We start from the raw sequence: 26,404 nt of genomic DNA on the forward strand, positions 1-26,404 counted from the left end.
TGGGGGTGCTGGGGCGGGGGTCCGGGGCTCCCGGAATAGGGGGTGAACCGTCCGGGGTTTCTTGGCCCACTATGCGCCCCCCGGGGCTTAAATAACGGGCCCGGGGGCTTTCGGGCGCGGGGACCGGTCCTCCCCGACTGACCTGGAGCCCCGAGCTCTCAAGGTCATCCCCTTCGGACCGTCTTCCCCGAGCGGCCCGCCTCCCTGTTGAAAGGATCTCCATCGGCAGCGGCGGCCAATCCTTGAGCAAGGTCACTCGAAAGAGCGGTGTTGTCGGCGAGAACACCGTTTTCGAATACGGGTTCGATACCCTGGCGGGGATCGAAGGGGGTGCATCTGCGGTGGTACAGCGCATCGATGTCACAGGGGCCGACGGCGTACGCCTGGCCGCCTGGGAGTTCCTCGCACCGGGCCGGGAGACCTGTGGGGAACGCCGCGCGCCCGACGAAGCCGAGCGGCCCGCGGTCCTGTTACTCCACGGCCTGATGGGCCGCGCCATGCACTGGGCCGGCACCGCCCGCTGGCTGGCCGAGCACCGCCGGGTCGTGGCCCTGGACCAGCGCGGGCACGGCCAGAGCGGACGTCCCCCGGGCCGCCCCGGCGCCCAGGGCACCCCTGACGCCGCCGGTGCCCAGGGCGCCCCGGCGGCCTTCGGGCGCGAGGCCTTCGTCGCCGATGCCGAGGCCGCCGTCGAGCAGCTCGGCCTCGCCCCCGTGACCCTGATCGGCCATTCCATGGGCGCCCTCACCGCCTGGCAGCTCGCGGCCCGCCGTCCCGAGCTGGTGGAGGCCCTGGTCATCTGCGACATGCGGGCCTCCGCCCTCGGCGAGGCCTCGCAGCGGGAGTGGGAGGACTGGTTCCGCCGCTGGCCGCTGCCCTTCCCCACCCAGGACGCGGCCCGCCGCTGGTTCGGCGAGGACGACCCCCGGGTGGACCGCCCCGATCCCGGCCGCGGCGCGTTCTTCGCCGAGGTCATGCACCAGGCCGAGGACGGCTGGCGCCCCCTCTTCTCCCGCCGCCAGATGCTGACGGCCCGCGAGACGTGGGTCCACGACGCCCACTGGGAGGAGCTGGCCCAGGTCCGCTGCCCGACGCTGGTCGTGCGCGGGCTCGACGGCGAACTGGGCCGCGCCGAAGCCCAGGAGATGGTCCGCGTCCTCCCGGCGGGCCGGTACGCCGAAATCCCGGAAGCGGGCCACTACTTGCACTACGACCAGCCGGCCGCCTGGCGCGCGGTGCTGGAGCCGTTCCTGGACGGCGTCAGGGCCCTTTCCTGACGGACTCGCCGATACCGCCTGGGGTTCGCGCGAGCCAGGGCCCAGGATGCGTAGCAGGTCGCTCCCGCAGGCGGGGCGTGGTGGAGGGGAACGCGAGACGTGGACGAGCACGAACTGCTGGCCGGACGGTTCGAGGAGCACCGCGCGCACCTCAAGGCGGTGGCCTACCGGATGCTGGGCTCCCTCGGCGAGGCCGAGGACGCCGTGCAGGAAGCCTGGCTGCGGCTCGGGCGCAGTGACGTCGGCGCGGTGGAGAACCTCGGCGGGTGGCTGACGACCGTGGTGTCCCGGCTCTGCCTGGATGCCCTGCGCTCGCGTGCGACCCGGCGCGAGGATCCGCTGGAGACCTTCATCCCCGACCCCGTCGTCAGCCGCGAGACGGTGACCGACCCCGAGCAGCAGGCGATGCTGGCCGACTCGGTCGGGCTGGCCCTGCTGGTGGTGCTGGAGTCGCTGTCGCCCGCCGAGCGGCTCTCGTTCGTCCTGCACGACATGTTCGCCGTGCCCTTCGACGAGATCGCCCCGATGCTAGACAAGACCCCGGCCGCGGTGCGGCAGCTGGCGAGCCGCGCCCGCCGTCGGGTGCAGGGCCAGGCCCCGGTTGCGGACCCCGATCTGGGCGCGCAGCGGCGCGTGGTCGACGCGTTCTTCGCCGCCGCCCGTGAAGGCGACTTCGACGCGCTCGTCTCGGTGCTGCACCCCGACATCGTCCTGCGCTCCGACGGCGGCGCCGGCCGCGCCCGCCACACGGTCGTGCTCAACGGCGCGCGGACGGTGGCCGGTCAGGCGCTCATGTTCAGCGGGCTCTCACCGTTCGTCCGCCCGGCGCTCGTCAACGGCGCCGCGGGCGTCGTCGTCTCCGCGAACGGCCGCCCGCTCTCGGTCATGGCCTTCACCGTCACCGACGGCCTGATCGTCGCCATCACCGCCATCGGGAACCCCGACCGCCTGTCCTCCCTGGACCTGGCCGGCATCGAGGCCGATTCGTAGCCGTCCGGGCCCGGTCTCAGTCCGTCGAGTGCGGCAGCCAGCCGCGCTGGACCGCCCGTACGCCGAACTCGAAGCGGCTGCGGGCGTTCAGCCGGTCCATCAGGTCCGTGGCCAGCCGGCGGGCGGTGCGCGGGGAGACCGCCAGTCGCTTGGCTATCGCCTCGTCGGTCAGGCCTTGGGCCAGCAACCGGATGACGGTGGTCTCCTGCGGGCTGAGCCCGCCCTCGTCCCGCACCGGCTCGGCCGTGCCCAGCGGGCGCGCGGCGGCCCAGACGTTGTCGAAGAGCGCGCACAGCGCCATCAGCGTGCCCTGCCCGGTCAGCACCACCGCGCCCGCCGCGCTGTCCTCGCTGCTGACCGGGATCACCGCGGTCGACCGGTTGAAGATCATCAACCGGGTGGGCAGCTCCGGAGCGGTCCGCACCTCGCCGCCGAGGTCACCCAGCCAGGCCGCGTAGACCACCGTCGGCTGACTGTTGCGGACGCTTGTCGTAGCCGAAGCCGGTGAAGTTTCCAGGCTCTCCGCACGGTGTCCGCCGCCCGGCGCGAAGGTCATCAGATCGGTGCGCGCCTCCTGCGCCAGGCCCGCGATACGCGGAGCCCGACGGCAACACCGTCTGGCAGGTCACCGGCGGCAAGAAGAAGGCCATGACCGCCGACCGGTTCGGCGAGGGCAAGCTCAGCTTCAACGACGTGGTCAGCGTCCCGACCGCCTTCACGGCGAAGCTCCCCACCGGCTGATCGGGACACGGAAAAGCCCGGCCCGCGCCGCCCTCAGGAGCGCGGGCCGGGCTGCGGGGCGTCAGCCCTTGCTGACTGCCGTCAGGATTTCCGGCAGGCGGCGGGCTGCCATGGGGGCCGCCAGGTGGAGTCCGGCCCAGGCCGCCAGGGTGCCCCAGGCGATGCCCAGGGGGAGGACGGCCCAGGCGAGGGGCTGCTGCTCCGGGGTGATGGCGAAGTACACCGTCACCGCGATCACCGGCGCGCAGATCACCGCCGAGGTGAACATGCCGCCGAAGATGCCCAGCCAGGCGAGCCCGCCCTGGCCCGGCGCCACGTTCTTGAACGCGCCGTCCGTGGGGATGGAGTACGGGAAGCGGGCCGACGCCAGTGCGCCCGTGCACAGCATCGCGCCCAGCAGGGCCAGCGCCAGGCCCAGCGCCGTCGGGAAGTAGGCCCAGTCGCCGACCAGCCCGGCGGTGACCGCCGTGACCAGCACCGCGTACGGGACCGTGACCAGGGCCAGCGCCCCCGCGCGGGCCCGCATCTCCACGAAGACGTCGCGCGGCGTCGACAGGGTCTGCGCGACCATCCAGAACGCCGAGGTGTCCTGGCCGAACTGGTTGTACATCTGGATGCCGAGCATGCCCGTGCCGAAGCAGGCGAGGTAGACGGAGCCGGTTCCCTGGAGGGCGTTGAACACCGGCACGATCAGGCCCACCGCCAGCGCCGTCACCCACGCCGACTTCGTCTTCGGGTCGCGCAGCACGTACCGCAGGGTGCGCTGCATCGCGGCGCCCGAACGGCCCCCCGGCAACAGGGCCCACGGGCCCGGCCCGGTGTCGCGGTCCTTGCGCGGGGCGGCGGCCGCCAGGGTCGAGCCGTCCGGGGTCACCATCAGCCTGGTCAGGCTGCGCTCCCAGAACCACATCAGCCCGGCCAGGGCGGCGAGGGTGAGCACCAGCTGGGCCACGGCCGCGGCGTAGTCGCCCTCGCTCGCGGAGTCCACCATGCCCACCGCCGTCGCGGGCGGCAGCCAGCGGATCACGGCTTCCGCCGGTTCCAGGTGGGCCAGTCCGCCCGGCTGGGACAGCCGCTGCGCGGCGAAGTTGGCCAGCTGGGCGCCGATCGCGATCAGCAGCCCGCTGAGCAGCGCGAGGTCACGCCCCTTGCGGCTCGACAGCAGCCGTACGTTGGCGGTGGCCACGGCCCGCGCCAGGGTCACACAGCCCAGCAGCAGCAGCGGAACGGCCACGACGGCGAACACCGCCCCGGCCGCGCCCCGGGCCACCGCCACCACCGAGCCGACGGCCAGGCAGAGCGTGAACAGGGGGCCGATGCCGACCAGCGACGACGCCAGCAGCGCCCGTACCAGCGGCCGCGGGCGCAGCGGCAGCATCACCAGCCGGCTCGGGTCGAGCGTCTCGTCGCCGCTGGGGAAGAACAGCGGCATGAAGCTCCAGGCGAGCGCCAGGATCGCCGCGAGGATCACGACGACCGTGCCCGCGTGCGCGTTGCCGTGCAGCAGGGCCAGCCCCAGCGTGACGAAGAAGCCCACCACCAGTGCCAGCACGAGGGTGCCGAACCAGGCCGCCTTGCGCTTCGAGGAGCCCTTCAGCCCGTTCTTGAGCAGCGACAGCTTCAGGCGGACGAAGAGCGGCGTCAGGGAGAGGGCCGGGGCGGCGGTGACGGGTGCCGCGGGCGCGGCGGTGGTGACCGGGAGGGTGCTCATCGGCCGCCGCCCAGCCAGTCCAGGGAGTCGCCCGCGGCCCGGTCGTGCGCTCCGACCAGTTCCAGGAACGCGCTCTGGAGGGAGGGCGCGGCGCCCCGCACGTCGGCCAGCGGGCCCGCCGCGCGGATGTGGCCGCCGGCCATGACGGCCACCCAGTCGCACAGCGACTCGACGAGTTCCATCACGTGGGAGGAGAACACCACGGTGGCCCCGGACGCGGTGTAACGTTCCAGCACTCCGCGGATGGTCTGCGCGGACACCGGGTCGACGCCTTCGAACGGCTCGTCCAGGAACAGGACTTCCGGGTTGTGCAGCAGCGCGGCCGCCAGCCCGATCTTCTTGCGCATGCCCGTCGAGTAGTCGACGACCAGCTTGTGCTGCGAGCCCGCGAGGTCCAGCACGTCCAGCAGCTGCGTCGCCCGCTTGTCGGTCTCCTCGCCCGGCAGACCGCGCAGCCGGCCCATGTAGCCGAGCAGTTCCCGCCCGGAGAGCCGCTCGAACAGCCGCAGCCCCTCCGGCAGGACGCCGATCCGCGACTTTACCTCGGCCGGGTCCGCCCACACGTCGTGTCCGGCGACGAACACCCGCCCCATGTCGGGGCGCAGCAGTCCGGTCACCATCGACAGCGTCGTCGTCTTGCCCGCGCCGTTCGGTCCGACGAGCCCGATGAACCGGCCCGCCGGGATCTCCAGATCGATGCCGGCCACGGCCACCTGCTCGCCGAACCGCTTCCACAGCCCCTCTATCCGCACGGCGGCGGGCGGCGCGGATCGCACGCCCCCCGTTCCGCCGTCCGTCCTGCTCGTCGCATCACCCTGGTCCGGCATGCGCCTGCCTCTCGTTCTGATCCCCGTGGTCGTACGTTCCTCACCATAGGAGCAGGGGACGAGGCGGCAGCAGTTACTTATGTCATGAACTCAGGCGGTGCGGCCCGCGCGCGCGGCGGCGGCCTGGCTGCCGCACGCGTAGGCGAGCGCGTCGATCAGCTCCTCGGCGTCCGGCAGCCACCGGTTGGCCGGAGTGGGCTTGCAGGCCCACTGCACCGGGCCCCGGCCGCCGAAGCGGGTGGGCGGCGCGGCGACGTACTCGCCCTCGCCCCGCGCGACCATGTCGATCGCGGGCGCCGACCAGCCCAGCTTCCGTACCAGGTCCGGCACCTTCGCCCCGGCGCCGGGCAGGACGAAGAACAGCATCCGGTGGTCCGGGGTGAGGGTCACCGGGCCGAGGGTGCGCTGCATCCGCTCCAGCCGCGCCACGGCGTGGATCCCGGCGGCGGAGGGCACGTCGATGGCGTCGAAGGTCCGGCCCGTCGGCAGCAGGATGGAGGCGCGCGGCTGCTTCGCCCAGATCCGGCGCACCTGTACCGCGCTGCCGGTGGCCAGCGCCGCCCAGTCCTTCACCGCCGGGTGGGCGCCCGGCGCGGGGCACTCCGGGTTCCCGCAGGAGCACACCTCCCGGCCGTCGCCCGCCTCCAGCCAGGTGCCCGCGAAGACATCCCAGTGCCGTTCTTCCGCGTACCGCACGGCATGGTCCAGCAGCTGCTCGCCGCGCTGCTTGGGGATGGGTGCGGTCTCCGTGACTCCGATGGTCTCTTCCACGCCCATCACAACTCCCGCACCCAGCCGGGGTTACGGGCGTAAACCGGCCCGTGGGCGGAGCATCGATCCTGCAAATGGGGCGCACGGAAGCACGGGCGGGGGCGCGTAGGAGCCCGGGGCGCGGTCCGTGGGTAGCGACACCACGCAGAGAGGAAGATTCTCCGCACATCAGGCGGGAAGTGATCATTCCAACGCTCTCCCGCGGCTTCAGGGGGTTTTCATGGCAGCCAGGCCTCTCCTCGCCCGCCAGCCGAACGAACGGCTGCAGGCGCTCATCCAGGAAGCCGGGTGCTCCAACGCCGGGCTCGCCCGGCGCGTGAACATGTGCGGGGCCGAGCACGGCCTCGATCTCCGCTACGACAAGACCTCCGTGGCCCGGTGGCTGCGCGGACAGCAGCCGCGCGGCCGGGCACCGGGCATCATCGCCGAGGCGATCGGGCGCAAACTCGGCCGGACCGTCACCATCGACGAGATCGGCATGGCCAACGGCAAGAACCTCGCCTCCGGCGTCGGCCTGCAGTTCTCCCCGACCGTCATCGGCGCCATCGAGCAGGTCTGCGAGCTGTGGCGCAGCGACGTCGGCCGCCGCGACTTCCTCTCCGGCTCCAGCGTCGCCGCCTCCGCCCTCGTCGAGCCCAGCCGCGACTGGCTGATCACCGGCGCCGACCCCCAGGTGGCCCGCAACAGCGGCTCGCGCGTCGGGATGCCCGACGTCGAAGCGGTACGGGCGACCACCGAGGCCCTCAAGGAGCTCGACCACCGCTTCGGCAGCGGGCACGTGCGCCCGGTCGTGGTGCACTACCTCAACTCCGTGGTGTCCGGGCTGATCGGCGGCTCCTACCGGGAGCCGGTCGGGCGGGCACTGTTCGCGGCCGTGGCCCGGCTGACCGAACTCGCGGGCTACATGGCGGTGGACACGGGCCAGCCGGGCCTCGCCCAGCGCTACTACATCCAGGCGCTACGGCTGGCCCAGGCGGCCGGCGACCGCGCGTACGGCGGCTACGTCCTGGCCGCGTCCATGAGCCACCTCGCCGCCGAACTGGGCAACCCGCGGGAGATCGCGCAGCTGGCCCGGGCCGCCCAGGAGGGCACGCGCGGTCAGGTCACCCCGCGGGTGGAGGCGATGTTCTACGCCGCCGAGGCGCGCGGGCACGCGCTGCTGGGCGATGCCCGGGCCACGGCGGTGCTGTCCGGGCGGGCGGTGACCGCGCTGGAGCGGGCGGAGCCCGAGTCGGGGGACGACCCGGTGTGGATCCGCCACTTCGACCAGGCCTACCTCGCGGACGAGCTGGCCCACTGCCACCGGGACCTCGGCCAGGCCGACGCGGCGGCCCGGCGGGCCGAGGAGGCCCTGCGGGGGCTGCCCGAGGCCAAGGCGCGGCGCCGGTCGATCGGGCTGCTGCTGCTGGCGGCGGCGCAGGTCCAGCAGCGGGAGGTGGAGCAGGCCTGCCAGACGGCGGCCAAGGCAGCCGATCTGCTGGACTCGCTGCGCACCCGGCGCGGGGCGGAGTACCTGGAGGACTTCCGGGCCCGGCTGGAGCCGTACCGCGAGGAGGCGGCGGTGCGGGAGTTCGCGGCGCGGCTGGAGGTGGCGGCGGTCTGAGCCGGGGTGCGGCTCCGGGTGGGACTGACCGGGGCGGCCGGTGACCGGGTAGCGTGGGCCGACGGTTCCGTACGTGCGGGCAGGTCGGTGAAGGAGTTCCCGGTGACGGAGAGCGGACAGGGGAGCGGTCATGAGGCCGCCCCGCAGGCCGGCGCGCCGTGGGGCCCGGACCCGGGGCCCGCGGCGCAGCAGCCGGAGTACGGGTCGGGGCAGCCGGAGTACGGCGCCCGGCAGTCCGAGTACGGCTCACCGCAGCCGGAGTACGGCGCCCGGCAGCCGCAGTACCCGGCGTACGGGGTGCAGGAGCAGCAGGCGCCGGACGGTCCCGCCTACGGGTACCCGCCGCAGGCCGCGCCCGGGTACGCCCCGCAGCCGGGGTACGGGTACCCGCCGCCGGGGCACGTGGTCGGCCCGGGCTTCGAGGGGCCGGGGGACCCGCACGGCTACGGGTACCCGCCGCTGCCGGAGGCGGTGACCCAATACATATCGCCCATACCGGGCACACCGGGCCCCGTTGAGTCGGCGACCCAGTACATCCCGCCGGTCGTGGACGGGCCTGCCCAGCACGAGGCGGCGACGCAGTTCATCCCGCCGGTCGTGGACGGGCCTGCCCAGCACGAGGCGGCGACGCAGTTCATCCCGCCGGTCGTGGACGGGCCCGCCCCGCACGAGGCGGCGACGCAGTTCATGCCGCCCGTTCCGGCCGCTGGTGGGCCCGCCCCGCACGAGGCGGCGACGCAGTACATCCCGCCGGTCGTGGACGGCCCCGCCCCGCACGAGGCGGCCACGCAGTTCATCCCGCCCGTTCCGGCCGCGCCCGCGGACTCCGCCGTGCAGGGTTTCGACGGCCTGTTCCGCAGCGATGAAGACAGCGCCGGCCACACCCGGCAACTGCCCAAGATCCAGGAGCCGGTGCCGCGCCGGGCCCCGCGCGGCCGCGGGCCCGTCGGGCCTCCGGCAGGCCCCGTACCGCCCCAGCCCCAGCAGCACTACGCCCCCGCCCCGCCCCCGCCCGCCCCGCCGCGCAAGATCTCGGCCGGGGTCATCGCCGCCGCGGTCATCGGCCTCGCCGTGGCCGGCCTCGGCGTCGGCTCCCTGCTCGGCGACGGCGGCAAGGCCGCCAACAGCGACCCGGGCGCCGCCGAGGCCCCCGCCCCGACCGGCTCCGGATCGGCGGCCGGTGACGCCCAGGTCGATCCGGCCCGCCCACAGGCCGTCCAGCTCGACAAGGTGCTCGCGGACAGCAACGAGAGCCGGGCGGCGGTGATCAAGGCCGTCGACGACGTCAAGAGCTGCCGCAACCTCGACCAGGCGGCCCTGGACCTGCGGGACGCCGCGAGTAAGCGCGACGACATGGTCACCCGGCTGCAGGATCTGAAGATGGACGAGCTGCCGGACCACGCGAAGCTCGCCGCCGCCCTCACCAAGGCGTGGAAGTCCTCGGCCGCCGCCGACCGCAGCTACGCGGGCTGGGCGGACGACGTCAACCACGACAAGGGCAAGTGCAAGGACGGCAAGGCGAAGTCCACCGACAACGCCGCCGACGGCAACAAGTCCAGCGGTGAGGCGACGCGGGCCAAGGAGTCGGCCGCGACCATGTGGAACTCGATCGCGGCCAAGTACGGCCTCACCCGCCGGGACAAGACCGAGCTGTGACGCCCGGCGCCCCGGGCGTCAGGCTGCGCGGGGCGCCTGTTCCAGGGTCGGCGTCATGTCCTGGGGCTCCTCGCCCGGCTGCGCGACGAGCCGGCCCTGCTGGACGACCTGGAAGGTGACCCGCCCGTTGGAGATGCGCGGGAACCCGGCGACGGCCCGTACGTCCTGGTAGCGCCAGCTGAGCTCGGGGGTGAGGCCGCCGGTCTGGACGCCCGCCGTCTGGTTGAGGGTCTTGGCGATCTTGCGCGCGGTGACCTCCTCGTCACGCTTGAGGCGGCCGACGACCTCGTTCAGCACGGTGTACGCGATCCAGGTCGTCTGCGTTCCGCTGTCGTCGGGGTCCACGCTGTCGTCGCCGAAGGCCTGTTCGGAGATCACCTTGCGCATCGGTCCCCACAGGGGGTCGCCGGCCACCGGGTACCAACTGGTGAGGTAGGCGCCCTCGAAGGGGCTCTCGCGGCCGCCGGTCCGGTCGACCAGCGCCTGGCTGACGCTGCCGAGGACGGAGGCGATCTGCGGCTTCTTGTGCTTGTCGTCGGTGCGGCGGAAGGCGTCGAGGAAGGTCTCCGTGCGCTCGCCGAGCACCGCCGTCACGCAGCCGCGGTCCTTGGCGGCGGTGCCGGTGGAGTCGGCCAGCGCCTCGCGGGCCTGCGCCGTGTAGTCGGCGCCGTCCTCGGCCGCGCGGATGTCGGCGGCGTCCGGCACTTTGTTGGCCCGCAGCCCGGCGTTGAGCAGCACCGGCATGGAATCGCCGGCGAGGGTGTCGGGGCGGACCAGTGCGACCTGGCCGCACACCTTGCCCAGCTGGTGTCCGGCGCCCGCGAGGAGGACGGGCTGGCCGCCGTTGACGGGGTAGGACAGAGTGCTCTCGAACTCCTCGGAGGAGACCCCGTAGCCGCCGATGAAGGGGATGCCCTCGGCCTCCAGGGGGGCCATGAAGGCGCGGCCGTGCTGGCTGTACGAGCCGACGACCGCGACGGCCTTCTCGGCGATGGCCTTGCGCGCGCAGTCGGCGGCGCCGGTGGGGGTGTTCCGTTCGTTGCAGGTCAGGACGCGCAGCTTGTGGCCGTTGATGCCGCCCTTGGCGTTGACCCAGCGTTCGTACGCCTTGGCCATGCCGGGCATGCCGGGCATGTTGGTCGCCTTGGTCCCCATGGGGGCGAAGGTCATCACCGTGATGGTGCCCCCGGAGCCCCCCGAGCCCCCGGGGGTCACCCCGCATCCGGCGACGAGGCACGCACCCATCGCCGTGGCCAGGAGGGTGCGGGACAGGGAGGTCGTACGTCGCCGGTCGGTCATGTCCACGCACCATTCCGCCCCCGGGGGAACGCGAGCATGAGGTGTACACAACATGTGGTGACCGGAAGGTGAATTGCGGGGGTCCGGTCACGCACAGGTGCTTCAAGATCGCGCCATGGGGGAACGTACGATCGAAAGCGTGACATTCGCCCAAGGTTCGAAGAACTCTTCCCGCCGCGGCGGCCGCTCCTCCACCATGGGCGGCATGCCCCTCAACGACATGCCGTGGTGGCGCTGGCGCAGCAACGTGCGCTCGGCGCTGCACATGCTTTCCGACCCGGTGTTCCAGGAGGAGGTCTGGCAGGCCGGCGTCGAAGGGTACGGGGACCTCACCGACGCCGTGTACCGGCTCGTCGAGGACACCTGGCTCGACAGCTGGTCGGCCGAGAAGTACGTCGGCACGATCTTCCGCGACTCGGGCGAGGCGGCCCTCGTCGACCTCGCGGTCCTGCGCGTGCTGCGGATCCTGCACCAGGTCGGCCCGGACGCGCCCGTGTCCGTGTACCTGGAGCACCACGCCTGGCCCGAGGCGGTACGGGCGGCGCGCGAGGCCCACGTACGGCTCGCGACGGCGGACGGGGACGATCCGGACGCCGCGCCGCGCTCCCTCGAACTGTTGAGAATCATCACCCGCGCGGTGTGAAAGGCTTTGCCGTCATGAACGATGACCCGCAGCGCCAGGCGCAGCCGCAGCAGTACGTCCTTACCCTCTCCTGCCCGGATAAAAAGGGCATTGTGCACGCCGTGTCCAGCTACCTGTTCATGACCGGATGCAACATCGAGGACAGCCGGCAGTTCGGCGACCGCGACACCGGTCTGTTCTTCATGCGGGTGCACTTCGAGGCGGACGCGCCGGCCACCGTGGAGAAGCTGCGGGCCAGCTTCGCCGCGATCGGGGACTCCTTCAAGATGGACTGGCAGATCCACCGCTCCGACGAGCGGATGCGGATCGTGCTGATGGTGTCGAAGTTCGGGCACTGCCTCAACGACCTGCTGTTCCGGTCGCGGATCGGCGCGCTGCCGGTGGAGATCGCGGCGGTGGTCTCGAACCACACCGACTTCGCGGAGCTGGTCGGCTCCTACGACATCCCGTTCGTGCACATCCCGGTGACGAAGGACACGAAGGCGGCCGCCGAGGCGGAGCTGCTGGAGCTGGTGCGCGCGCAGAACGTCGAGCTGGTGGTGCTGGCGCGGTACATGCAGGTGCTGTCCGACACCCTGTGCCGGGAGCTGAGCGGCAGGATCATCAACATCCACCACTCCTTCCTGCCGAGCTTCAAGGGCGCGAAGCCGTACCACCAGGCGCACGCGCGGGGCGTGAAGCTGATCGGCGCGACCGCGCACTACGTCACGGCCGACCTGGACGAGGGCCCGATCATCGAGCAGGAGGTCGAGCGGGTGGGCCACGAGGTGACCCCGGAACAGCTCGTCGCGATCGGCCGCGACGTGGAGTGTCAGGCCCTCGCCCGCGCGGTGAAGTGGCACAGCGAGCACCGCGTGCTGCTGAACGGCACCCGGACGGTGGTCTTCGCCTGACGCGGACGAGCCGCGTGGGCCGCGGGTTGCGCCTGTAGCGCCGCCGGACGACGGCGCTACAGGCGGCTGAGCGAAGCCGCCGCGGATCGCCTCGCGGTCGCCGTGCTGGCCCGCCGCCGCTTCCTCCGGGGAGATGTGGCCGGCGGCCAGCTGGCAGAACTCCAGGCCGTCCAGCGCGATCTCCGCCACCGTGTGGTCCGACGACGGCTTCGCCGCCGGGGAGTCCAGGGCGATGTCCCAACCCCCGCCGCCCGCACCCTCGATCTCCAGGTGCAGGGTCCGCCCCGGGGCGCCCGCCGCGACCAGGCCGCGCGGCGGTCCCGCCAGACCCGCGCGGCGCCGCTCGGCCAGCGCGCCCGGCAGCAGGCGCGCCGCCAGGTCGATCATGCGGTGCAAGTGCGGCCCGGACGGCGGCTCGTACGGATAGTCCACCGCCTCCGCGATGTCCCACGCGTGCACCCAGCACTCGAAGGCCCGCTCCAGGAACGCGTCCCCCAGCGGCAGGGCGAAGCTCCCGTAGTCCACCTCCAGTTCGGCCACCCCGTGGCCCGCGAAGGAGACGGTGCGGACCAGGGTGTGGCCCTGCTCCCGCCACGGCTCGCGGACCTGGCGGGTGGCCGGGTGCGGTGCGGAGTCCCAGAAGAACTCCGTGCGCTCCGCCGTACCGCCCGACGGAGCCTGTGCGCCCAGCGGGTCGTCCAGCCCGAGCGCCGTCGCGACGAGCCCGTCCACCGTCAGCAGGTGGCCGATCACCCCTGCCACGGTGGTGCGCCGCGACCGGCGCCGCTCCTCCTCGAACCACTTGAGCCGGACCGGGGTGTGCCACTCCGAGTCGCCGAAGTCCCGCAGCAGGGCGTCGAGGCGGGCGGTCTCGGTGTCGTACGGGGTCGCCCACGCCGGGACGGGGATGCGGGCCGGGCGCTTGCCCAGGCAGTCCTCCAGCACCCGCGAGCGCAGCAGCGGTTTCAGGTCCAGGCTCTCCTCCGGGTGCAGCAGCCCGACGGCGTCCCGCAACCGCAGCGCCTCTTCGGCGCAGGGCGCGCACTCGGTCAGGTGGTCCTCCACCGCCCGGGTCTCCTCGGCGGAGCAGGCGGCCAGCGCCCACGCCCCGAGCAGGGACTTCAGTACGGCGTGCGTGGGCGGCGGTTCCGGCGCGGCTACCGGTTCCGGCGCGGGTACGGGTACGTTCACGGGCTCCGGCACGGGCTTCGGGCCCCGCAGCGGTTCGAGGTCGTCGGCGGCCCAGCGCGGGCCCGGTATCCGCGCCGCACCGCCCACGGGCCGCTCGTAACCGTCGTCGGGCGCGTCTTCGGCGGGGCCGGTCATCGGGGCGTTCCATATCCGGGCGGGCCGTATCCGGGCGGGGCGGTGTCCTCCCGCGGGAGGGCGTTGGCGGTCGACAGCAACTGGAGGCCGAGCCGCAGCCGGCGCCGCGCCTCGTCCTCGCTGATCTTGAGGTCGGCGGCGGCCTGGCGGTAGTCGCGCCGCTTGAAGTACGCGAGTTCCAGCGCGGAGCGCAGCGGCGCGGGCATCGACGTGACGATGTAGTCCGCGCGGGCGGCCGCGTTGGCGCTGCGCACCTTCTGCTCCAGCTCCTCGCGGGAGCCGCGGCCCAGTTCGGCCTGGCGCAGCCGGGCCACGGCCTGGCCCTGGGTGATCCGGGCGACCCAGGAGCGCAGGGAGCCCTGCTTGGGGTCGTAGGCGTCCGGGTTCTCCCAGATGTACCCGAACACCTCGCGGGTGATCCGGTCCGCGGCCGTCTCGTCACCCAGCACCCGGTGCGCGAGGCTGTGCACGAGCGAGGCGAAGCGGTCGTACAGCTCCCCGAGCGCGGCGGCCTCACCGCGGGCGAGGCGTTGCTGCATGCGGCGGTCCCAGCGCGGTGGTGCGTCCTTCGGCATCGTGCCCCCAGCCCAGCCGTGTGTCGACCCGTCGAATGTAGTCGGCACCTGGCGGGATGCGCCCGTCTTTGGGCGAAGCCCGCCCCGGAAGTGTGCCCGTCGTGCTACGGGCGGCACGGGTTGCCCGGCGGAACATGACGCCCGCATAGGCACATTTGTACGCGCCCTGCCGCGCTTCCCGTGCGCGGGTTCGATGCGGCCATCTCCCCGACGGCTCCGCTTAACGCACGGGCCACCGAGGACGTACGCTCCTGCCTTGTCTTGATCTGCACCTCTTGACCGCACGTCTCGACTGCACGTCTCGACCGCACCTCAACTGCACCCACACGCACATGTGAAGGCGGAACGCCGAATATGGACAGCGCAGAGTACGAGCGCAAGATCGCCTCCCGATTCGCCACCTTCGACCAGGACGGGTCCGGCTACATCGACCGGGAGGACTTCAGCGTGGCCGCGCGGGCCGTACTGGCCGAATTCGGCGTCCGGGCCCGGTCGGACAGGGGCCAGGCCGTCTTCGCCGGCGCGGAGGCGTTCTGGCAGGGCATGGCCGGGATCGCCGACGTCGACGGGGACCAGCGGGTGTCACGCGAGGAGTTCGTGACGGGCGCGGTGAAGCGGCTGCGCGACAACCCGGAGCGCTTCGCGGAGATCGCCCGGCCGTTCCTGCGCGCGGTGATCGCGGTGGCCTCCGGCGACGGCCCCGCGGACGGCGCCTCCCCGGCCGCGGCGACCCGCGTCCTGCGCGTGCTCGGCACCCCGCCGGAACTGGCGGCCCAGATCGCCACGGCCCTCGACGCGGACGGCGACGACCGCATCTCGGAGGACGAAATCCTCAAGGCCTTCGCCGCCTACTGCGGTGTGGCCGCCCCGGACGCCTGACCGGGGCGGGGCGCCGGGGCGGGTTCCACGGGGGACATCAGTCGCGGCGCTCTCCCCGGAGCAGGGCCGCGGCGATGACCATCGCGGTGAGCAGCAGACCGGCCCCGATGCCGAAGGCCAGGTGGTAGCCGCCGGTGAGCGCCTCGGCGGAGGTCCGGCCGGCGGAGGCGAGGGAAGCGGCGCGGGAGGCCGCCAGGGTGGACAGGACGGCCACGCCGAGGGCCATGCCGATCTGCTGGGTGGTGTTGAACAGGCCGGACGCGAGTCCCGCGTCGTGTTCGCCGGCCTGTGACATGGCCAGGGCGGTGAGCGCCGGCAGGGCCAGGCCGAAGCCTGCGGCGAGCAGCATCACCGGCAGCAGGTCCCGTACGTAGTCGGCGTGCACCGGCAGGCGGGTGAGCAGACCCAGCGCCACGACCAGCAGGCCGAGCCCGGCGGACAGGACGGCGCGCTCACCGAAGCGGGAGTTCAGCCGGGCCGAGACGCCCAGCGAGACGACTCCGATCACCAGGGCGGCCGGCAGCATGGCCAGACCCGTCGCGCCGGCCCCGTACCCCGACACCTTCTGGAGGTAGAGGGCGACGAGGATCTGGAACGAGAACAGCGCGGCCACCATCAGCATCTGCACGAGGTTCGCGCCGACCACGGCGCGGGAGCGGAAGATCCGCAGCGGCATCAGGGGGGTGCGGGCCGTCGCCTGCCGCGCGGTGAAGGCCGCCAGCAGGACCAGGGCCAGCGCCCCGAGGCCGAGGGTGTGCGCGGAGGACCAGCCGTACTCCTCCACCTTGACCACGCTGTAGATGCCCACCATCAGCCCAGTCGTGACGAGTACCGCGCCGAGTACGTCGGCCCCCGCGGGGGTGCCGGGGGCCGCGGGGGCGGCGGGGATCGCGGGAACGGCCAGGAGCAGTGCCGCGAGCCCGATCGGCAGGTTGATGAAGAAGATCCAGTGCCAGTCGAGCGCGTCGGTGAGGACCCCGCCGAGGACCTGGCCCAGCGAGGCGCCCGCCGCCCCGGTGAAGGAGAAGACGGCTATCGCCCTGGCCCGTTCCCCGGGTTCGGTGAACAGGGTGATCAGGATGCCGAGGCTGACGGCGGAGGCCATGGCACTGCCCACGCCTTGGAGGAACCGCGCGGCCAGTAGGACGGCGGGGGAGGCTGCGTATCCGGCGAGCAGCGAGGCGGCGGTGAAGACGCCGGTGCCGGCCAGGAACATCCGCTTGCGGCCGATCAGGTCACCGAGCCGGCCCGCGAGGAGCAGGAGGCTGCCGAAGGCGATCAGGTAGGCGTTGACGACCCAGCTCAGGCCGGCGGGGGTGAAGCCGAGGTCGTCCTGGATGGCGGGCATCGCGACGGTGACGATGCTGCCGTCGAGGACGGTCATGAGGACGCCGGTGGAGAGCACGGCGAGTGCGGTCCAGCGGGAGCGGAAGCGGGAGCCGCGGGCGGCGGCGGGCAGGGGGGAGGTGCGCGTGACGGCGGACATCGGTCTGTCTCTCTCTCCGGTGAGCGGGCGGAAGGCCGAGCGATAGTGAGACCGTAGCAGATGGTTTCGTTGCAGACGATTTATCTCGGACCTAACGGTTAGGCTGGGTCCATGACCGCCATGTCACCCGCCCGGACCGAGCCCGATCTCTCCTTCCTCCTGGACCACACCAGCCACGTCCTGCGTACGCGTATGGCCGCCGCCCTCGGCGAGATCGGGCTCACCGCCCGCATGCACTGCGTCCTCGTCCACGCGCTGGAGGAGGAGCGGACCCAGATCCAGCTCGCCGAGATCGGCGACATGGACAAGACGACGATGGTCGTCACCGTCGACGCGCTGGAGAAGGCGGGGCTGGCCGAGCGGCGGCCTTCCACCAAGGACCGGCGGGCCCGCGTCATCGCCGTCACCGAGCGGGGCGCCGCCGTCGCCGCCGAAAGCCGGCGCATCGTCGACCAGGTCCACGCCGACGCCCTCGGCTCGCTCCCGTCCGCCGACCGCGAGGCGCTGCTGCGCGCCCTCGGCCTCCTTGCGCAGGGCGCTCTCGACAGCCCCTCCGACACCCCCCGCCCGGCCCGCCGCGCCCGCCAGTGACGCCCGCCGGAGCCCATGCCGAAGGGCGCGTGCGGACCTCGGCCATCCATGGGCGGGGGCACCGGTGCGGGCCCGGACCCGCCGGCTTACGGAGCCGGCGCCGGGACGCCGCGCAGGGCTTGGCGGACCGCCGTGGCGTGGGCCGATACGGCGGTCGGGGGGAGCGGGGTCCGGCGGGGCGGTCGGTCGGGGGTGCGGGCGCAGGGGGTGCAGGGGGCGCCCGGGGTGCTGAGCGGGTTGCGGCACGCCGGGCATTCGGGCAGGGGTGCCGCCGGGGCGGCGGGGTCGCGGCGGGTGCGGAACGCGGGGAGTTTGCGCACGAGGCGGTCGGCCAGCAGGGCGCGGGCGGAGTGGACGGGGCGGGGTAGCCCGTCCGCGAGCAGGGAGCGGGCCTCCAGCTCCGGTACGCCGTGGTCCAGCCACTGTTCGGCGAGGGGCGCGAGGGCGAGGGTCTCTTCGGCGCTGAGCGCCAGCCGTGGCTCGTAGACGCCGAGCCGCTGGAGCAGCGCGCCCCCTCGGCTGACGGCCTCCGTCAGCTTCACGGGTTCAGGGAGGGTGGGTTTTTTCTCCTCGTACTGCTTCGCCCGAAGGGGGAACGTTCCCGGGTTCCCGACGGCCGGTTCACCGGTGGCCGGTACTGCGGGAACCGGCTCCCCAGCACCGTACGGGGTGTCGAAGACGAGCACCTTCGTGCGTACTTGCCCGGTCAGGGCGTCCCGTACGGTCTCCCGCACGTAGTAGCCGTACTTGATCAGCTCGTCGACGGCCTTGGAGACCCCGCGCCGCCCCACTCCGGGGTTGTTGTCGGCGAGGGAGCGTACGTCCTCGCGGACCTGGTCCGGCTGGGACAGGAGGTAGCCGAGGATCCCCCGGGCGGTGAAGCTGAGGCGCCGGTCGCGGAGGAGTTCGTTCCCGAGGACGGTGAACGCGCGCGTGCGGGGGCTAAGGTGAATGTGCATCGAAGGGCCTTTACTTCGGTGTCGGACCCCGGGGTGTTGGCGCACCGCCGGGGTCACCTGTCTTCAGTTCGTGGTGAGCCGGACGCTAGCGCACCTTTTTGCCCAACTGCCAGCTATGGCCAGGCATTTACCCCCTGTGTGGATGCGCGCCCGATGAAGATCGAAGATCTGAGGATCTGTTGAGCGGGAACGGTTTGTTCCGCTGATTAGCTGAGACCACAAGCCACCCCCCAACACGAGAGGCTTCCGCTCAGCCATGTCCAAGGTCATAACCCCCCGCCGCACCGCCGCTGTTCTCGCCGTCGTCGCCGCCACCACGCTGATGGGCACCGCGAACGCCAGCGCCTCTCTCATTTCGCAGGACGGCATGCGCATCGCCGCCTACGAGAACAGCCTCAAGAGCAGCACCGAGGAAGGCGCCGCCGACGCGCTGCGCGACTTCGACGCCCTGACCCACGACAAGCAGGTCAAGTTCCTCAACTACGCCGAGGACCCCGAGAACCTCAAGGCCCTCCTCGAAGAGGTCGCCGACGTCCCCGAGACGGTCAACCCCGCCCCCGTGCACCAGCTGGTGAACCTCAAGGGCGGTGACGTGCAGATCGCCTCCGACAGCGAGGCCACCTTCACCCCCGACGCGGGCGACGCCTCCGGGGTCTCGGCCGCGGGCAAGCTGCACGCCGGCTGGTGGGACACCACCTACACCGTCCGCCAGAAGATCTTCGGCATCACCATCACCAAGCTGAGCGTGTGGGTGAACTACCACACCAACGGCTCCAAGATCGACCGCGTGGACCACGCCGACTGCGGCAAGCGCAACTTCAACGGCGCCGTCTCCATCGGCCACGGCGTCCCGAAGGCCCAGCTGGCCAGCGGCAACGCCATCGGCCAGGTCGTCTGGGAAGGCTCGATCATCTACAAGGGTTTCGGCGTCGAGATCGACAAGCGCCAGCAGGTCGTCGCGAACGCCTACGGCTTCAAGAGCGGTTACCTCAAGAACATCTAATGGGGACAGTCGCCATGGGCTGAGAGCGGGTGCGGCGGTTTCCTGATTCACCCCCCACAACGGGGAATCGCTTTCGCCGGTCTCCGAAATCCCTTATCGGTCTCGGAGGCCGGCGGCGTGCTTTCACGCGTAGCGCTCGCGGAGTTTGTACTTGAGCACTTTGCGGAGGGCTTCGTTTCTGGGGAGCGCCTCGACCAGTTCCAGTTGTTCCGGGAGCTTGTGCGGGGAAAGGCCCTGGGAGCGCAGGTGGGCGGTGACCGCCGTCAGCGTCAACGGGGGTGCTGACGGCGGTTGCTCGACCACCGCGCAGACGCGTTCGCCGCGGTCGGGGTCCGGGAGGCCGATGACGGCGGCGTCCGTGACCTCGGGGAGCAGGTGGAGGAGGTCCTCGATCTCCTTCGCCGAGATGTTCTCCCCCTTGCGGATGATGACGTCCTTGCTGCGGCCGGTCAGGACCAGGTGCCCGGCCGGGGTGAGGTGGCCGAGGTCGCCGGTGATCAGGTAACCATCGGCGTCGAAGGCCTCCGCCGACCGGTCGGGGTCCAGGTATCCGCGGCAGACCGCCTCGCCGCGCAGGCGGACCTCCCCGTCGGCGGACGGCGGGAGCGGGGTGCCGTCCGGGGCCGTGATGCGGATCGACATGCCCTGCGGGGGCCGGCCCTCGGTCGTCGCGAGGTTCTCGTCCGTGTCGTCCGGGTCCCCCATCGTGATCATCGGGACTTCGGTCATGCCGTAGCCGTGGGTGAGCTTGCAGCCCAGCTCGCGGACCACCGCGTGGTAGACCTCCGGCGGCTTCGGGGCGCCGCCGCCCGCCAGCAGGCGCAGGCTCGGGATGAGCCTCCTGCCGGGGTCCTTGCGCTGTTCGGTGAGGAACATCGAGTAGAACGCGGTGGAGCCGCCGGCGATGGTGACCCCGTGGCGGCGGTACCCGTCCAGCGCGTCCGGCATCGCGAACTTCTCGAACAGGACCGCCGGGAACCCGTACAGCAGCAGCATCACCAGGTAGTCCGGGCCGCCTATGTGCGCGTACGGGAAGGCCACCGAGCCGACGTCCCCCGGCCCCGGCCGAAGGGCGTGCGCCAGGCAGGAGCCGCCCGCGATCAGGGACCGGTCGGTGTGCAGCACGCCCTTGGGGTCGGAGGTCGTGCCGGAGGTCCAGTAGATCCAGCGCACGTCCGTCCCGGAGGCGGGTGGTGCGGGCAGCGCGGCCGGGTCGCCCGCCGGGAGGTCCCGGTAAGCCCGGAAGACGCCCCGCGCCCCCAGCCGGGCGGCCATGGCGGCGTGGTCGAAGCCGCGCCACTCCCCGGGGACGGCGAAGAACTCCGCTCCCGACTCCCGCAGCGCGAAGCCGGCCTCACGGTCCCGGTAGAAGGGGATGACGGGCGTCTGGACGGCGCCCAGCCGGGCCAGGGCGAGCGAGAGCAGTACCGTCTCGATGCGGGTGGGCAGTTGCCAGGCGACGACCGTGCCCGGGCGCACCCCCATCCCGTACAGGCCCGCCGCGACCCGCTCGGCGCGCTCGTGCAGCGCACCGAAGGTGAGGGTGCGGTCGTCGGCGGGGTCCGGGGCGGCCTCGATGAGCACGGGGGCCGCGGGGGTGAGCGCGGCCCGGCGGGCGACGAGCTCCCAGAGAGTGGCGCAGCCGCCGAGGGCCCGCGCCGTTTCCACGGCCGCCCCGCGAGCCGTGCCGGGGTCCGCCGCCGCCCCGCGGTCCGCCGCCGCCGTCCCGGCCCCGTCCGTCGCCGTCATCCCGGCCTCCCCTTGGCTGACGATGTGTCAGATCTGGCGAGAGCGTAGGGCTCCGGCGCTTGCCGGTCCAGAGGTGGCGGGGCTAGCTTATTTCTGACGGTCCATCAGATACGGCGAGGGGACACCTGACACCATGGACACGGAACTGCCTCGGATCATCAGCGTCGACGACCATGTGATCGAACCCGCCCACCTCTTCGACGTGTGGCTGCCGGCCGAATACCGCGACCGCGGCCCCAAGGCGCTGACCGCCGGCATAGGCGACCTCGTCTACACCGGAGGCAAGTACGTGATCTCCATGGATCCCGACGGACCGCCGACCGACTGGTGGATCTACGAGGACCTCAAGTTCCCGTACAAGCGCAACATCGCCGCCGTCGGCTTCGACCGAGACGACATGACCCTGGAGGGCATCACCCGCGAGGAGATGCGCCGCGGCTGCTGGGACCCCGCCGCGCGCCTCGCCGACATGGACCTGAACCACGTCGAGGCGTCCCTGTGCTTCCCGACCTTCCCCCGCTTCTGCGGCCAGACCTTCGCCGAGGCGCACGACAAGGAAGTGGCCCTCGCCTGCGTGCGCGCGTACAACGACTGGATGGTCGAGGAGTGGTGCGGGGACAGCGGCGGACGGCTGATCCCGCTCTGCATCATCCCGCTCTGGGACATCGACCTCTCGGTGGCGGAGGTCCGGCGCAACGCCGCACGGGGCGTGCGCGCCGTGACCTTCTCCGAGATCCCGACCTACCTCGGCCTGCCGTCGATCCACTCCGGGTACTGGGACCCCTTCTTCGCCGTCTGCCAGGAGACCGGCACCGTCGTCAACATGCACATCGGCTCCTCCTCCCAGATGCCCGCCGCGTCCCCCGACGCGCCGCCCGCCGTCCAGGCCTCGCTCAGCTTCAACAACGCGATGGCCTCGATGATGGACTTCCTGTTCAGCGGGGTGCTGGTCAAGTTCCCGACGCTCAGGCTCGCCTACAGCGAGGGCCAGATGGGCTGGATCCCCTACGCCCTGGAACGCGCCGACGACGTGTGGCGCGAGCACCGCGCCTGGGGCGGGGTCCGCGACCTGATCCCCGAGCCGCCGTCCACGTACTACTACCGGCAGATGTTCTGCTGCTTCTTCCGCGACAAGCACGGCATCGCCTCGCTCGACGTCGTCGGGCGCGACAACGCGACCTTCGAGACCGACTACCCGCACGTCGACTCGACCTTCCCGCACACCAAGGACGTCGCCCTCGACCACGTGAAGGGCCTCGACGACGAGACCGTCTACAAGCTGATGCGCGGCAACGCCATCCGCATGCTGGGCCTGGACCTGGACCGTGACCGCGGAGACCGCCGGCGCGGGGACCGCCAGTGGAGCTGACCTACACCGAGGAGGAGCGGGAGTTCCGGGCCCGGCTGCGCGAGTGGCTCGCCGAGGAGCTGCCCGCCCTGCCCCCCAGGCCGTCCCCCGACGACTGGCCGGCCCGCCGCGCCTACGACGCGGGCTGGCAGCGACGGCTGTACGACGCCGGGTACGCGGGCCTGCACTGGCCCCTGGACGCCGGGGGGCGCGGCGCGACCCCGACCCAGCACCTGATCTTCCTGGAGGAGACGGAACGGGCCGGCGCTCCGTACGTCGGCGCGAACTTCGTCGGACTGCTGCACGCGGGGCCCACCATCGCCGCCGAGGGCACCGCCGCGCAGCGGGCGCGCTGGCTGCCGCCGGTGCTGCGCGGCGACGAGATGTGGTGCCAGGGGTTCAGCGAGCCGGATGCCGGCTCCGACCTGGCCTCGCTGCGCACCCGCGCGGTCCGCGACGGCGACGACTACGTGGTGACCGGCTCGAAGATCTGGACCTCGCACGCGGAGGTCGCCGACTGGTGCGAGCTGCTGGTCCGCACCGACCCGGGGGCCCCCAAGCACAAGGGCATCAGCTGGCTGGCCATGCCGATGGACGCGCCCGGGATCACCGTACGGCCGCTGCGCACCCTCGCGGGATCCGCCGAGTTCGCGGAGGTGTTCCTGGACGAGGTGCGGGTGCCGGCCGCGAACCGGGTGGGGGCGGAGAACGACGGGTGGCGGGTCACGATGGTCACGCTGTCCTTCGAGCGGGGCACCGCGTTCGTCGGCGAGGTGGTGGCCTGCCGCCGCACGCTCGCGCTGCTGGCCCGGACCGCGAAGGAGAACGGTCGCTGGGACGATCCCGTCCTGCGTCGCACCCTCGGGCGCCTCCACGGGGAGTTCGGCGCCCTCTGGAGGCTGACGCAGTGGAACGTCAGCGAGTCCGAGCGCTCGGGCGGCGTCCCCGGCACGGGCGGCAGCGTCTTCAAGCTGGCGTACTCCCACGCGCGGCAGGAGCTGTACGAGGCCGCGGCGCAGGTGCTCGGCGCGGGCTCGCTCGTGCTGGACGAGGAGTGGGTGCCGGACCGGCTCTCGTCCCTGTCGTACACCATCGCGGCGGGCACCTCGCAGATCCAGCGGAACATCGTCGCCGAGCGCGTCCTCGGCCTGCCGAAGGGGCGGTGAGCGGCGTGGACTTCCAGCCGAGCCGGGAGCAGCGCGACCTGCGTGCGGGCGTACGGGGCCTGCTCGCCGGGCGGTACGGGCGCGAGGCGCTGCGGGCGTCGGTGGAGGCGGGCGCCGCGGTGGACCGGCGGCTGTGGCGGGAGCTGGGCGATGCCGGGTTCTTCTCGCTGCGGCTGCCGGAGGCCGACGGCGGGGTCGGGCTCGGGCTCCCGGAGGCGGTCCTGGTCTTCGAGGAGGCCGGGCGGGCCCTGCTGCCGGGGCCGCTGGTGGCCACGCACCTGGCGGCCGGGGTGGTCCCGGGCGCCGCGGCCGGGACGACGGTGGTGACGGCGTTCGACCTGGACGGGCCCCTGGTGGCCCACCTGGCGGAGTCCGACGCGGTGCTCGGGGCGCCGGAGCCGCCCGAGGGCGAGCCGGTGCGCTCGGTGGACCCGCTGACGCCGCTGCACCGGGTGGGCCGGACCGGGCAGGCCGACGCGCACCGGGACGAGGGCGCGCTGCTGACGGCCGCGCTCCAGGCCGGCAGCGCCCTGCGCACGGTGGAGCTGGCCGTGGCCCACGCGCGCGGGCGCGAGCAGTTCGGGCAGCCGATCGGGGCGTTCCAGGCGGTCAAGCACCTGTGCGCGGACATGCTGGTGCGGGCGGAGCTGGCCCGTACGGCGGTGTACGCGGCGGCGGTGACGGGCGACCGGGCCGAGATCGCGGCGGCGAAGCTGCTGGCCGACGAGGCGGCCGTGCGGGGGGCCCGCGACTGCCTCCAGGTGTACGGCGGGATGGGCTTCACCTGGGAGGCGGACGTACACCTGCACCTCAAGCGGGCGTGGGTCCGCGCGGAGCAGTGGCGGACGGCGGCGCGGGCGGAGGAGCTGTTGGCGGCGGACCTGCTGGGGTCGTGGCCGTGCGGGTCGGGCCCGTGAGGCACGGGACGAACGAGGCGGGACTCATGTCCGATTACGGAGAGTTGATATCGGTTTGTGTCCTTCGGCCGCCCCCTTACGGACCGGAGTCGGGGCGCGCTCCGGTACGCTCCGACGAATGCGAGCGGTTGAGCGGCGTGAGCGTCGCACAGTATGCACCACGCCTACTCCTTCGCGCTGGAATATGCCCGAAGCGCTTGTTGTGGTGACTGTATGTCAACCATGCTGCTCCGCAAGGGGGTCACTGGCCGTGACCCCGTTCCGTCGTGAGGCGAAGTGTCCGCCGGTTCGGATGGTGTGAGCGGTGCAGGTGCTTCAGGTTCAGCTTGAGGTAGGAGCGGACCCCGCCGAGGTCGGCCGGGCGCGCCGGTGGGCGCGCTCCCGGCTGGCGGGTTCCGGGATAGGGGACGACGAGCCGCTCGCCGAGACGCTGATCCTGCTGATCTCGGAGCTGGTCACCAACGCGGTCGTGCACACCGGCTGTCCCGCCGTGCTGCGGATGCTGTTCGGGGGGCCCGGGGTGCGGGTCGAGGTCGCGGACGCCAGCGACCGGGCGCCCGCCCGGCGGCAGGCCGCCGGGGACGACACCGGCGGGCGCGGCCTGGAGCTGGTCGACGGGCTGGCGGACCGCTGGGGCTGGCAGCGCGAGGGCGCGGGGAAACGGATCTGGTGCGAGATCGACCGGGCGAAGAAGGCGTGCGCCGACCGCGCCGAGGACACCCCGGAAAGGTCTGCCGAATTCTTTGCCCCGATCGGGGAACCCCGCGTGTACCTCTAACGAGGTGTTGACGGTTCGTCACGTGTTGATCACTCTGGTGGGGAGCGATTCGTCGCGAGGGGACGCCAAGGGTCCTGCCTTGACGAGTGCGGGTCGTGGGGTGGCGGCTGCCGTGCCGCGCTCGGGGCGTGCATGCGCGTACGCCGCCACCCAGTAGGTCTCCCTCCCGCGCGCCGGTGGTCGCGTCGGAGGCCGGGCGCCAGGAACACGTGGTCGGCGGGGCGTACGCCCCACTCGGGGGTCACAGGACGGCGACGGGGGCCACCGGGGTGCCGGTGCCGCCGACGAAGGGTTCCGGCATCGCCGACAGGAGGAACGCGTAGCGGCCGGCTTCCGCACAGGCTGTGGACAACGTTTCGAGGTTCCAGTTCTGGCCCTGGAGCATGCCCATCTCGACCAGGTCGAGCGCGTGCACCGGCAGCCACAGGTTCTCGATCTCCGGCGGGAAGACCTCGAAGGTCAGGGTGTCGTTGGCGACGGCCGCCACGTCCCGCGAGTGGAACCACTCCGGGGTGCGGACCGACAGGCCCGGTGAGGGGAAGCCGTAGCCGTGCTTGTCGCCCGCCAGGTACACCCGGACCTGACCCGTGCGGACCAGGACGACGTCACCGGCCCGGACCGTGACCCGGCCGAACTCCTCCGCCTCCGCGAGGTCCTCGGGGGTCACCGCGTGGTCGCCCGGCAGCCGGTCCAGGCCCTTGGCGCGGGCCACGTCCAGCAGGACGCCCCGCGAGACGACCGGACCGGCCTTGTCGATGCCGCTGTACTCGGCCCGGCCGTGCGCCGTGATCGAAGCGGCCGGACGGCCGTTGTAGATCCGCCCCGAGTGCGAGACGTGCGTGAGCGCGTCCCAGTGCGTCCCGGCCTGGAGCCCCATCGTCACGGCGTCGTCGCTGCACGCCACCGTGCCCGGACCGAACAGCTCCTGGTTGATCTGCACCATCGTGTGCAGCGGGTTGACCCGGCCGGGGATCAGACCGGCCTGGACCCCGTCCTCCTTGAGCGGGAGCGCCAGCGGGACCCGTAGGCCCGTGCGGACCTCGGCCGCCGCGGCGCGCACCACCGCGTCGGTGACCAGGTTCAAGGTTCCCCTCTCGTCCTCGGCTCCCCACCGGCCCCAGTTGTTGACGCGCTTGGCGATGTCGTGGAACTCGGCCGGCAGGGTCATGGCCTCATCAACTCCCAGGGCTTGTGCTGCGGCATCGGACTGCCCATA

Annotated in this window: 23 protein-coding genes and 1 pseudogene; 13 read left to right on the forward strand and 11 right to left on the reverse strand. The window is 72.7% G+C overall.

Annotated elements, in window-relative coordinates; genetic code table 11:
• Positions 1 to 341 precede the first annotated feature (341 nt).
• Both ACWGH1_RS11230 and sigJ read left to right on the forward strand, forming a co-directional pair.
• Positions 342 to 1,277, forward strand: coding sequence for an alpha/beta fold hydrolase (locus tag ACWGH1_RS11230; RefSeq protein WP_453357128.1), 936 nt, complete (start codon positions 342 to 344; stop codon positions 1,275 to 1,277).
• Positions 1,278 to 1,376: 99 nt separating this feature from the next.
• Positions 1,377 to 2,267 (forward strand): RNA polymerase sigma factor SigJ, encoded by an 891-nt coding sequence (sigJ, locus tag ACWGH1_RS11235; RefSeq protein ID WP_453357127.1) that lies wholly within the window; start codon positions 1,377 to 1,379, stop codon positions 2,265 to 2,267.
• 16 nt (positions 2,268 to 2,283) lie between these two features.
• Here the strand turns inward: sigJ and ACWGH1_RS11240 are convergent, their stop codons facing one another.
• The 4 genes from ACWGH1_RS11240 to ACWGH1_RS11255 form a co-directional block, all read right to left on the reverse strand.
• Entirely contained in the window at positions 2,284 to 2,823 is a 540-nt protein-coding gene (locus tag ACWGH1_RS11240) for a LuxR C-terminal-related transcriptional regulator (protein ID WP_453357126.1), read from the reverse strand.
• A 246-nt stretch (positions 2,824 to 3,069) separates the two neighbouring features.
• Positions 3,070 to 4,719: a transporter gene (locus tag ACWGH1_RS11245; protein WP_453354126.1), complete on the reverse strand. Its 1,650-nt coding sequence runs from the start codon at positions 4,717 to 4,719 to the stop codon at positions 3,070 to 3,072.
• Positions 4,716 to 5,546 carry an ABC transporter ATP-binding protein gene (locus ACWGH1_RS11250; protein ID WP_453354127.1) on the reverse strand — a complete coding sequence of 277 codons (831 nt, stop codon included), beginning with the start codon at positions 5,544 to 5,546 and terminating at the stop codon, positions 4,716 to 4,718. The genes ACWGH1_RS11245 and ACWGH1_RS11250 overlap by 4 nt, the downstream gene beginning before the upstream one ends.
• 90 nt (positions 5,547 to 5,636) lie before the next feature.
• On the reverse strand, positions 5,637 to 6,317 hold the full coding sequence (locus ACWGH1_RS11255; RefSeq protein ID WP_453354133.1) for a bifunctional DNA primase/polymerase: 681 nt from the start codon (positions 6,315 to 6,317) through the stop codon (positions 5,637 to 5,639).
• A 220-nt stretch (positions 6,318 to 6,537) separates the two neighbouring features.
• Between ACWGH1_RS11255 and ACWGH1_RS11260 the strand changes: the two genes are divergently transcribed.
• Both ACWGH1_RS11260 and ACWGH1_RS11265 read left to right on the forward strand, forming a co-directional pair.
• Positions 6,538 to 7,920 (forward strand): transcriptional regulator, encoded by a 1,383-nt coding sequence (locus ACWGH1_RS11260; protein WP_453354128.1) that lies wholly within the window; start codon positions 6,538 to 6,540, stop codon positions 7,918 to 7,920.
• Between the two features lie 102 nt (positions 7,921 to 8,022).
• The gene (locus ACWGH1_RS11265; RefSeq protein ID WP_453354129.1) at positions 8,023 to 9,576 is read left to right on the forward strand and encodes a hypothetical protein; all 1,554 of its coding nucleotides are present in this window, start codon (positions 8,023 to 8,025) and stop codon (positions 9,574 to 9,576) included.
• Between the two features lie 18 nt (positions 9,577 to 9,594).
• Here the strand turns inward: ACWGH1_RS11265 and ACWGH1_RS11270 are convergent, their stop codons facing one another.
• Positions 9,595 to 10,875, reverse strand: a complete 1,281-nt coding sequence (locus ACWGH1_RS11270; protein WP_453354130.1) for an ABC transporter substrate-binding protein — start codon at positions 10,873 to 10,875, stop codon at positions 9,595 to 9,597.
• Between the two features lie 115 nt (positions 10,876 to 10,990).
• Between ACWGH1_RS11270 and ACWGH1_RS11275 the strand changes: the two genes are divergently transcribed.
• Together ACWGH1_RS11275 and purU are read left to right on the forward strand one after the other, a co-directional pair.
• Positions 10,991 to 11,518, forward strand: coding sequence for an SCO4402 family protein (locus tag ACWGH1_RS11275; protein WP_453354131.1), 528 nt, complete (start codon positions 10,991 to 10,993; stop codon positions 11,516 to 11,518).
• A 14-nt stretch (positions 11,519 to 11,532) separates the two neighbouring features.
• A complete protein-coding gene (gene purU, locus ACWGH1_RS11280; RefSeq protein WP_453354132.1) occupies positions 11,533 to 12,411 on the forward strand; it encodes a formyltetrahydrofolate deformylase in 879 nt (292 codons plus the stop codon).
• An 81-nt stretch (positions 12,412 to 12,492) separates the two neighbouring features.
• Here the strand turns inward: purU and ACWGH1_RS11285 are convergent.
• Together ACWGH1_RS11285 and ACWGH1_RS11290 are read right to left on the reverse strand one after the other, a co-directional pair.
• Positions 12,493 to 13,737 (reverse strand): annotated as a pseudogene (locus tag ACWGH1_RS11285) (maleylpyruvate isomerase N-terminal domain-containing protein); the annotation flags it as partial.
• Complete coding sequence (locus ACWGH1_RS11290; RefSeq protein ID WP_453353227.1) at positions 13,734 to 14,312, reverse strand: sigma-70 family RNA polymerase sigma factor; 579 nt, start codon at positions 14,310 to 14,312, stop codon at positions 13,734 to 13,736. The gene ACWGH1_RS11290 and the pseudogene ACWGH1_RS11285, both read right to left, overlap by 4 nt.
• Positions 14,313 to 14,666: 354 nt before the next feature.
• On the opposite strand from ACWGH1_RS11290, the gene ACWGH1_RS11295 reads away from it, so the two are divergent.
• Positions 14,667 to 15,191 carry an EF-hand domain-containing protein gene (locus ACWGH1_RS11295; protein ID WP_453353228.1) on the forward strand — a complete coding sequence of 175 codons (525 nt, stop codon included), beginning with the start codon at positions 14,667 to 14,669 and terminating at the stop codon, positions 15,189 to 15,191.
• A 37-nt stretch (positions 15,192 to 15,228) separates the two neighbouring features.
• Here ACWGH1_RS11295 and ACWGH1_RS11300 read toward each other — a convergent pair whose 3' ends face one another.
• Positions 15,229 to 16,677 (reverse strand): MFS transporter, encoded by a 1,449-nt coding sequence (locus tag ACWGH1_RS11300; protein ID WP_453353229.1) that lies wholly within the window; start codon positions 16,675 to 16,677, stop codon positions 15,229 to 15,231.
• A 111-nt stretch (positions 16,678 to 16,788) separates the two neighbouring features.
• On the opposite strand from ACWGH1_RS11300, the gene ACWGH1_RS11305 reads away from it, so the two are divergent.
• On the forward strand, positions 16,789 to 17,268 hold the full coding sequence (locus ACWGH1_RS11305) for a MarR family winged helix-turn-helix transcriptional regulator (RefSeq protein ID WP_453353230.1): 480 nt from the start codon (positions 16,789 to 16,791) through the stop codon (positions 17,266 to 17,268).
• 86 nt (positions 17,269 to 17,354) lie between these two features.
• Here the strand turns inward: ACWGH1_RS11305 and ACWGH1_RS11310 are convergent, their stop codons facing one another.
• A complete protein-coding gene (locus ACWGH1_RS11310) occupies positions 17,355 to 18,227 on the reverse strand; it encodes a hypothetical protein (RefSeq protein ID WP_453353231.1) in 873 nt (290 codons plus the stop codon).
• Between the two features lie 256 nt (positions 18,228 to 18,483).
• On the opposite strand from ACWGH1_RS11310, the gene ACWGH1_RS11315 reads away from it, so the two are divergent.
• Positions 18,484 to 19,230 (forward strand): hypothetical protein, encoded by a 747-nt coding sequence (locus ACWGH1_RS11315; protein ID WP_453353232.1) that lies wholly within the window; start codon positions 18,484 to 18,486, stop codon positions 19,228 to 19,230.
• A 123-nt stretch (positions 19,231 to 19,353) separates the two neighbouring features.
• Here the strand turns inward: ACWGH1_RS11315 and ACWGH1_RS11320 are convergent, their stop codons facing one another.
• On the reverse strand, positions 19,354 to 20,979 hold the full coding sequence (locus ACWGH1_RS11320; RefSeq protein WP_453353233.1) for a class I adenylate-forming enzyme family protein: 1,626 nt from the start codon (positions 20,977 to 20,979) through the stop codon (positions 19,354 to 19,356).
• A 133-nt stretch (positions 20,980 to 21,112) separates the two neighbouring features.
• Between ACWGH1_RS11320 and ACWGH1_RS11325 the strand changes: the two genes are divergently transcribed.
• From ACWGH1_RS11325 to ACWGH1_RS11340, 4 genes are all read left to right on the forward strand, one after another.
• Positions 21,113 to 22,348: an amidohydrolase family protein gene (locus ACWGH1_RS11325; protein ID WP_453353234.1), complete on the forward strand. Its 1,236-nt coding sequence runs from the start codon at positions 21,113 to 21,115 to the stop codon at positions 22,346 to 22,348.
• Entirely contained in the window at positions 22,339 to 23,493 is a 1,155-nt protein-coding gene (locus ACWGH1_RS11330) for an acyl-CoA dehydrogenase (RefSeq protein WP_453353235.1), read from the forward strand. The genes ACWGH1_RS11325 and ACWGH1_RS11330 overlap by 10 nt, the downstream gene beginning before the upstream one ends.
• A gap of 5 nt (positions 23,494 to 23,498) precedes the next feature.
• On the forward strand, positions 23,499 to 24,410 hold the full coding sequence (locus ACWGH1_RS11335; RefSeq protein WP_453353237.1) for an acyl-CoA dehydrogenase family protein: 912 nt from the start codon (positions 23,499 to 23,501) through the stop codon (positions 24,408 to 24,410).
• A gap of 304 nt (positions 24,411 to 24,714) precedes the next feature.
• Positions 24,715 to 25,188 carry an ATP-binding protein gene (locus ACWGH1_RS11340; protein WP_453408635.1) on the forward strand — a complete coding sequence of 158 codons (474 nt, stop codon included), beginning with the start codon at positions 24,715 to 24,717 and terminating at the stop codon, positions 25,186 to 25,188.
• Between the two features lie 241 nt (positions 25,189 to 25,429).
• Here the strand turns inward: ACWGH1_RS11340 and ACWGH1_RS11345 are convergent, their stop codons facing one another.
• Entirely contained in the window at positions 25,430 to 26,356 is a 927-nt protein-coding gene (locus tag ACWGH1_RS11345; RefSeq protein WP_453354722.1) for a cyclase family protein, read from the reverse strand.
• Positions 26,357 to 26,404 lie beyond the last annotated feature (48 nt).

The sequence above is a fragment of the Streptomyces sp. NPDC054883 genome, from assembly GCF_053610645.1.

Excerpts from the sequence above, each read along its gene's own strand:
- ACWGH1_RS11240 (WP_453357126.1), bottom strand. The coding sequence starts at position 2,823 with ATGACCTTCGCGCCGGGCGGCGGACACCGTGCGGAGAGCCTGGAAACT.
- ACWGH1_RS11245 (WP_453354126.1), bottom strand. The coding sequence starts at position 4,719 with ATGAGCACCCTCCCGGTCACCACCGCCGCGCCCGCGGCACCCGTCACC.
- ACWGH1_RS11250 (WP_453354127.1), bottom strand. The coding sequence starts at position 5,546 with ATGCCGGACCAGGGTGATGCGACGAGCAGGACGGACGGCGGAACGGGG.
- ACWGH1_RS11260 (WP_453354128.1), top strand. The coding sequence starts at position 6,538 with ATGGCAGCCAGGCCTCTCCTCGCCCGCCAGCCGAACGAACGGCTGCAG.
- ACWGH1_RS11270 (WP_453354130.1), bottom strand. The coding sequence starts at position 10,875 with ATGACCGACCGGCGACGTACGACCTCCCTGTCCCGCACCCTCCTGGCC.
- ACWGH1_RS11275 (WP_453354131.1), top strand. The coding sequence starts at position 10,991 with ATGGGGGAACGTACGATCGAAAGCGTGACATTCGCCCAAGGTTCGAAG.
- purU (WP_453354132.1), top strand. The coding sequence starts at position 11,533 with ATGAACGATGACCCGCAGCGCCAGGCGCAGCCGCAGCAGTACGTCCTT.
- ACWGH1_RS11290 (WP_453353227.1), bottom strand. The coding sequence starts at position 14,312 with ATGCCGAAGGACGCACCACCGCGCTGGGACCGCCGCATGCAGCAACGC.
- ACWGH1_RS11295 (WP_453353228.1), top strand. The coding sequence starts at position 14,667 with ATGGACAGCGCAGAGTACGAGCGCAAGATCGCCTCCCGATTCGCCACC.
- ACWGH1_RS11300 (WP_453353229.1), bottom strand. The coding sequence starts at position 16,677 with ATGTCCGCCGTCACGCGCACCTCCCCCCTGCCCGCCGCCGCCCGCGGC.
- ACWGH1_RS11305 (WP_453353230.1), top strand. The coding sequence starts at position 16,789 with ATGACCGCCATGTCACCCGCCCGGACCGAGCCCGATCTCTCCTTCCTC.
- ACWGH1_RS11310 (WP_453353231.1), bottom strand. The coding sequence starts at position 18,227 with ATGCACATTCACCTTAGCCCCCGCACGCGCGCGTTCACCGTCCTCGGG.
- ACWGH1_RS11315 (WP_453353232.1), top strand. The coding sequence starts at position 18,484 with ATGTCCAAGGTCATAACCCCCCGCCGCACCGCCGCTGTTCTCGCCGTC.
- ACWGH1_RS11320 (WP_453353233.1), bottom strand. The coding sequence starts at position 20,979 with ATGACGGCGACGGACGGGGCCGGGACGGCGGCGGCGGACCGCGGGGCG.
- ACWGH1_RS11325 (WP_453353234.1), top strand. The coding sequence starts at position 21,113 with ATGGACACGGAACTGCCTCGGATCATCAGCGTCGACGACCATGTGATC.
- ACWGH1_RS11345 (WP_453354722.1), bottom strand. The coding sequence starts at position 26,356 with ATGACCCTGCCGGCCGAGTTCCACGACATCGCCAAGCGCGTCAACAAC.